Origin of the sequence: Streptomyces sp. NPDC047515, from assembly GCF_040643055.1 — a bacterium.
In the GTDB taxonomy this organism is placed as follows: Bacteria; Actinomycetota; Actinomycetes; order Streptomycetales; family Streptomycetaceae; genus Streptomyces.
Window position 1 is genome coordinate 1 of the sequence record NZ_JBEYTM010000124.1, and the last position, 6,019, is coordinate 6,019.

The window sequence follows — 6,019 nt, forward strand, 5'->3', positions numbered from 1 at the left end:
ACGGGGCGGAGGACGATGCATTGACGGACATGGCGGAGGTGCTCCTCGCTGTGTCGATGCGTGCTCGATGAGGACCGACTGCCGGTCGGTCGCGGTCGGATCGTGTTGCGGTACGGCGGGACGAAGCGCGGACGTCGGACGGCGGCGCGGTACGGCGGGACGAAGCGCGGACGTCGGACGGCGGCGCGGTACGGCGGGACGAAGCGCGGAGGTCAGATCGTGTTGCGGTACGGCGGCATGAAGCGCATGCGCGGCATCTGGTCGGCCAGCACTCCCCCGTCGACGACGATCCGTGCCCCGGTGAGATACGCCCCGGCGTCCGAGGCGAGCAGCAACAGCGCGCCCACGCATTCGTCCGGCTGTGCGTACCTGCCCAGCGGGATGCGCTCGCGGTAGGCGGATTCGAAGGCTTCCCGGTCGAAGGGGAACTCTCCGTCGATCGGGGTCTCGACCATGCCGGGCGCGAGGGTGTTGGCGGTGATGCCGTGCGGGGCGAGTTCGACCGCCAGGGTCTCGGTGAGCAGTTGGGCGGCGGCCTTGGAGGCGTTGTAGTGGGCCAGACCCGCCTCCGCCACCAGGGCGTTCTTCGAGGTGATGGTGATGATGCGGCCGGCGACAGCATCCGCCGTCATGTGTTCGGCGATGCGCTGGCTGAGGAAGAAGACCGCGTCGACGTTGACCCGCATGATGTGCGACCAGCTCGCGGGGGTGATCTCGTTGAAGCGTTCCAGCGCCGCCGTTCCCGCGTTGTTGACCAGGATGTGCAGCGGTCCGGCCTCGGCGCGTACGGCATCGACGAAGCCGGGCAGCGCGTCGATGTCCGCGAGGTCCTGGCCGTAGGTGCGGACCCTGCGGCCCAGCGCCTCGACGGCCGCCGCGGTCTCGGCGACGCCGTCGGCACCGGGCAGGTCGACGAGGACCAGATCGGCGCCCGCCTCGGCGAGCCCGACGGCAAAGGACCGGCCGAGGCCCCGAGCGGCCCCGGTCACGACCGCGGTGCGGCCGGTCAGGTCGAAGCGGTCGGTTCCGCGGGGCGGGACGGCTGCGGTCATGGCGGGGTTCCTCCAGGCGGAGAGGTACGAAAGAGGGGTGCGGTGATTCCGGCCCTGATCCGCCGGAGAGGTCCGGGCCGCCGCGCAGGGACACTGGGGTGGGAGCGCGGCGGCCCGGCTGCCGGCCGGGGCCCTCGGACAGGGGGTTGCTCCGGACGCCGGCCGACAGGTTCGTGGGGAACGGCCGGGTCAGCCGCTCAGCCCCAGCAGGTCCAGCGACGGCCGGTGGATGATCTCCTCCACCGCGTCCGCGTCGAGCGGCGGCAGTCCGGGGATGCCGGGGATGCGGGCGATCTCCCGCAGCCCCTTCACCGAGTCGTCGACCGTCGTGAACGGGTAGTCGCTGCCGAACATCAGCTTGTCGAAGACCCCGTAGTCCTGGACGAGCCGGAGGCTGTGCCAGAGCTGGAAGGGCCGGTAGTGCAGGGCGCTGATGTCCGCGTACACGTGCGAGTGCTTGCGGATCACCGCGATGCACTCGCCCTCGAAGGGGTGGCCGAGGTGGGCGAGGACCATCCGCAGTTCGGGGTGGCGGATGGCGACCGCGTCCAGGTGGCGGGGCATCGCCCACTCCAGGGGCGCCTTCGACACGAACGTCGTGCCGGTGTGCACCAGGAGCGGGAGTCCGTGCCGTTCGGCGTAGCCGTACAGCTCGTCGTACTCCTCGGCGGCCGGGTCGAAGCCCGCGTACATCGGCATCAGTTTGATGCCGCGCAGACCCAGTTCCTGGTGGCCGTGGCGGAGTTCGTCCTGCCAGCCGGGCTGGGTGGGGTCGAGGGAGAGGTAGCCGATGAGCCGGTCGGGGTGCTGTCCGACGTACGAGGCGACGGCCGCGTCGTCGACCCAGAGTCCGCTGCGCCGCGCCTTGCCGCCCACGACGATCGTGCGGGTGCCCTCGGGTGCCGTGGCGGCGTACTCCTCCCACTTCACCGTGAGGTCGACCTCGCCCGCGTGGGCACGGGCGGAGTCCGACTTGAACGGGTCGGTGAAGTCGTGGCTGTGCCGGAAGAGGTGCGAGTGGACGTCGACGATCATGTCCGGTTCCGCTTCTCCCAGCCGTCCGCGAACATGTTCCAGAAGCGGTGGCTGGGCGGGTGTTCCTCGAAGACCTCGTCGACGAGCTCGACGCCGAGCCCCGGGGCGGTCGGCAGACCGATGTGGCCGTCGACGATCGGGAGGGTGCCCTTGAGGGCGTCGAAGACGTAGTCCTCCAGGAGTCCGTCGAAGGTTTCGAGGATCTTGAAGTTGGGGATTCCGAGCGTCGCGTGCACCGAGACGGTGGTGCAGAGCGGCGAGTTGGAGTTGTGCGGGGCCACGAGCATGCCGTGGGTATCGGCGATCGCGGCGAGCTTCCTGACCTCGGTGAAGCCGCCGGCCATCGAGAGGTCGGGCTGGATGATGTCGACCGCGTCGGTGGCGAAGAGCTGCTTGTACTCGTAGCGGTTGTGGAAGTGCTCGCCGCCGGAGATCGGGAAAGCGGCGCGCTGCCGCAGCTCCGCATAGCGCTCGATGTGGGTCCAGGGCATCGGCTCCTCGAACCAGCCGATGTCGAACGGTTCCAGTTCTCGTACGAGACGGGCGGCGGTCGGCATGGCGAACCGCGCGTGGCCCTCGATGAACAGGTCGACGTCCGGCCCGATGGCTTCGCGGACGGCGGCCACGAGGTCGATGGAGCGACGCAGTTCGGCGCGTTCCAGCTCGTGGAGTCCGGGGCCGAACGGGTCGAACTTCAGGGCGGTGAAACCCTTCGCCACGGTCTCCTTCGCCTTGGCGGCGAAGGTCTCGGGCTCGCGTTCGCCGGTGTACCAGCCGTTGGCGTACACCCGTACGCTGTCGCGGCAGGCGCCGCCGGTCAGCCGGTACGCGGGGACGCCGAGCGCCTTGCCCATCAGGTCGTACATCGCCTGGTCGAGGCCGGACAGGGCGACGCCGCCCATGTCGCCGCCGCGCAGGAAGTCGCCCTGGTAGACGCGGAGCCAGAGCTCCTCGATGTCGAAGGGGTCGGCGCCGATGAGATGGCGCTGCGCCAGTGCCTCGGTGAGCGCGCAGACCTCGCGGACCCGGTAGGGGTGGGTGATCTCGCCGATGCCGCTCAGGCCCTCGTCGGTGTGGACCCGGACGTAGCCGAAGTCGCGCCAGGAGGTACCGAGCATCAGGGTCTCGACGCGGGTGATGCGTCCGGCGGGGCCCGCGGGACGGGTGCGGTTGACGGTCAGCATCAGCGGGTCGCTCCGCCCATGGTGGAGGTGTTCTCCAGGTCGCGGGCGCCGCCGTCGGCGAGGACGGCCTTGACCGCGGCCTCGGTGCCCTCGATCAGGCGGTCCACGTCGGCATCGGTGTGGGCGTAGCTGATGTGGCTGCGCTTGAGGTTGAGCGGCAGCTCGAACAGGCCGTGGTCGAGGAGCCCCCGGCGGTAGCCGACGAACAGGGAGGCGTCGTTGTTCAGCAGGTCCGCATAGGTACGGGGGGTCTCGCCCGGCATGAAGTAGCTGACGAAGACGGAGCCGTAACCGGTGACGACCGCGGGGACGCCGAGGCGCTCGTACAGCCCGGTCAGTTCGGTGCGGACGCGCTCGCCGAGCCGGAAGACGTGCTCGTGGACCGGTTCCTCGCGGAGCTTGCGCAGGGTGGCGAGGGCGGCGGCGACGACCGACGGGTGACCGTTGTAGGTACCGGCGAAGAAGGCGGGGGCGCCGGGACGGGTGGAGAAGAGGTCCATCAGGTCGGCGCGGCCGCCGATCGCGCCGACGGGGGCGCCGTTGGCGATGGCCTTGCCGAGGGTGGTGAGGTCGGGGGTGACGCCGGAGATCTTCTGCCAGCCGCCGATGTCGTGGCGGAAGCCGGTGATGACCTCGTCGAAGATCAGGACGCTGCCGGCCTTCGTGGTCTCCTCGCGCAGCGTGGTGAGGAACTCCTGGTACGGCAGGAGCGCGCCGACGTTGTGCGGAACGGGCTCGACGATGACGGCGGCGATGTCGGCGCCGTGCTCGGCGAAGGTGCGACGGACGGCCTCGCTGTCGTTGAAGGGCAGGACGAGCGTGGCTTCGAGGACCTCGGGCAGGATGCCGGTCGAGATCGGGTCGTGGCCGCCGACCTTCTCGGGGGCGGAGATGACATTGAGACTGACCGCATCGTGCCAGCCGTGGTAGCAGCCCTGGAACTTGACGACCAGGCGGCGACCGGTGGCGGCGCGGGAGACGCGCAGCGCGTGGAACGTGGCCTCGCTGCCGGTGCTGGTGAGCAGCACCTTCTCGATCGACGGGATCAGCTCGGTGAGCTGTTCGGCGAGGAGGACCTCACCCTCGGTGACGCCGACGCCCATGTGGCCGAGGGTGGCGCCGGCCTCGGCGGTGGCGCGGGCCACGTCGGGGTCGTTGTGACCGAGCAGCGGCGGGCCGAACGCCGAGTGGAAGTCGGTGTACTCGCGTCCGTCGGCGGTACGGAACCGTGCGCCGTCGGTCCCGGTGACGACCAGGTCGGTCAGTCCGGGAACGCTGCGCTGACCGCTGTTCACGCCGCCGGGTACGACCTGGCGGGCGCGCTCGGCGAGTCGGGCTCCGGATTCGTTGCCTACCGGGCCTGAACTCATATCGCTTGCTCCTTGCGTCGAAAGTCGTCGGTTTTCGCAGGCCCTGCCCGGCCCGTGAGCCCCTGGCGCCATCCGCCCGGCAGTCGCCGCAGGAAGAGGTGATCCGTGGTGCTTGGGTGGTGCGTCTCGGTTTTTCCGAACACTGTTCTGTAGAGCAGAACAGTGCCTGGATATTACGTGCGGCGCCGAGGCCGGTCAACCCCCTTCCTGGCACCGAAAGGCCCGCTGTCGCGTCTATTTCACGACGAAAGCGCCTCACGGCCTCCCCGGAGGCACTACGCTGTTCTGCTATGACGAACAGCTCTGCCACAGAAGAACCGAAGTACTGGGTCAAGAGCGTGGCCAGGGCAGCGGACATCCTCGAAGCGCTCGCCGCCCCCACGCAGGGCAACGGCCTGAGCGTCACGGAGGTCGGCCAGGCCTGCTCGATCTCCAAGAGCGCCGCCTTCGGCATGCTCCAGACCCTGCGCGCCTACGGCCTCGTCTCGGACGACGGCGAGGGCATGAACCGTCGCTACCGGCTCGGCATGAGCCTGGCCCGGCTCGGCGACCGGGCCCGCTCCCAGGTCTCCCTGCGCGGGGTGGCCCATCCCGTGCTGAGCGAGCTCACCCGGACCACCGGCATGGCGTCCCGGCTCGCCGTGCCCGAGGACGGCCACGCGGTCGTCGTGGACCAGGTCGAGCTCGACCAGCGCGTCCGGCTCGATCTGCGGATGGGCCAGCGCGAGCTGCCGCACTGCACGGGGCTGGGCAAGGCCCTGCTCTCCACCGTGCCACAGAGCGAGGCCGCCGCGGTCGTCGAGCGGTTCGGGCTGCCCCGGCGCACCTCCCGCACGATCACCGACCCGGCCACCTTCCTGTCGCATCTGCGTGACATCGCCCGGGTCGGCTACGCCCTGGACGACGAGGAGGACGCCGAGGGCATCATCTGCATCGGGGCACCGGTCTTCGACGACCGGTCGGTGTGCGCCGGGGCCGTCTCCATCACCGGTCTCAAGCTCGGCCTGCCGGCCTGGCGCTACCAGGAACTGGGCGGCCAGGTCCGGGACGCGGCCCGCCGGATCAGCGTCTCGCTGGGCTGGGTCGACGACGCGGAGGACGGAGCGTCGGGCAGCGACACGTCGGATTCCGACGGATTCGGGTCTTGACCGATCGACACAACCCGCCGTAGGTTCCCTGCCAACCGCGGTGACATTCTTTCGTCACCGGCGATTTACCCCTTCCGGCCCGCTTCCGACGCCTGCCCATCGCGTCGTGGACATCCGACGGCCGGATCTCTTTCAGCCATCCGCCTCACGGCAGTCCACCGCAGGAACGCTCCCTCACTTTCGGCACTTCTCGGAAGGCGAAGTCCGCATGAGCGTTCCGCACCACCACA

At 70.0% G+C, this 6,019-nt stretch carries 5 protein-coding genes; 1 reads left to right on the forward strand and 4 read right to left on the reverse strand.

What is annotated here, in order from left to right:
* Window positions 1-212: 212 nt before the first annotated feature.
* The 4 genes from ABZ826_RS38600 to ABZ826_RS38615 all read right to left on the reverse strand — a co-directional run bounded on the left by ABZ826_RS38600 (window position 213) and on the right by ABZ826_RS38615 (window position 4,641).
* Complete coding sequence (locus ABZ826_RS38600) at window positions 213-1,052, reverse strand: SDR family oxidoreductase (protein WP_361459167.1); 840 nt, start codon at window positions 1,050-1,052, stop codon at window positions 213-215.
* A 189-nt stretch (window positions 1,053-1,241) separates the two neighbouring features.
* Window positions 1,242-2,087, reverse strand: a complete 846-nt coding sequence (locus tag ABZ826_RS38605) for an amidohydrolase family protein (protein WP_361459169.1) — start codon at window positions 2,085-2,087, stop codon at window positions 1,242-1,244.
* Window positions 2,084-3,271 (reverse strand): mandelate racemase/muconate lactonizing enzyme family protein, encoded by a 1,188-nt coding sequence (locus ABZ826_RS38610; protein WP_361459171.1) that lies wholly within the window; start codon window positions 3,269-3,271, stop codon window positions 2,084-2,086. The genes ABZ826_RS38605 and ABZ826_RS38610 overlap by 4 nt, the downstream gene beginning before the upstream one ends.
* Window positions 3,271-4,641 (reverse strand): aspartate aminotransferase family protein, encoded by a 1,371-nt coding sequence (locus tag ABZ826_RS38615; RefSeq protein ID WP_361459173.1) that lies wholly within the window; start codon window positions 4,639-4,641, stop codon window positions 3,271-3,273. Before ABZ826_RS38615 ends, ABZ826_RS38610 begins: the two co-directional genes overlap by 1 nt.
* Window positions 4,642-4,931: 290 nt before the next feature.
* On the opposite strand from ABZ826_RS38615, the gene ABZ826_RS38620 reads away from it, so the two are divergent.
* On the forward strand, window positions 4,932-5,789 hold the full coding sequence (locus ABZ826_RS38620) for an IclR family transcriptional regulator (RefSeq protein ID WP_361459175.1): 858 nt from the start codon (window positions 4,932-4,934) through the stop codon (window positions 5,787-5,789).
* Window positions 5,790-6,019 lie beyond the last annotated feature (230 nt).

Coding starts and splice junctions, on each gene's coding strand:
- ABZ826_RS38620 (WP_361459175.1), top strand. CDS start 4,932: ATGACGAACAGCTCTGCCACAGAAGAACCGAAGTACTGGGTCAAGAGC.
- ABZ826_RS38610 (WP_361459171.1), bottom strand. CDS start 3,271: ATGCTGACCGTCAACCGCACCCGTCCCGCGGGCCCCGCCGGACGCATC.
- ABZ826_RS38600 (WP_361459167.1), bottom strand. CDS start 1,052: ATGACCGCAGCCGTCCCGCCCCGCGGAACCGACCGCTTCGACCTGACC.
- ABZ826_RS38615 (WP_361459173.1), bottom strand. CDS start 4,641: ATGAGTTCAGGCCCGGTAGGCAACGAATCCGGAGCCCGACTCGCCGAG.
- ABZ826_RS38605 (WP_361459169.1), bottom strand. CDS start 2,087: ATGATCGTCGACGTCCACTCGCACCTCTTCCGGCACAGCCACGACTTC.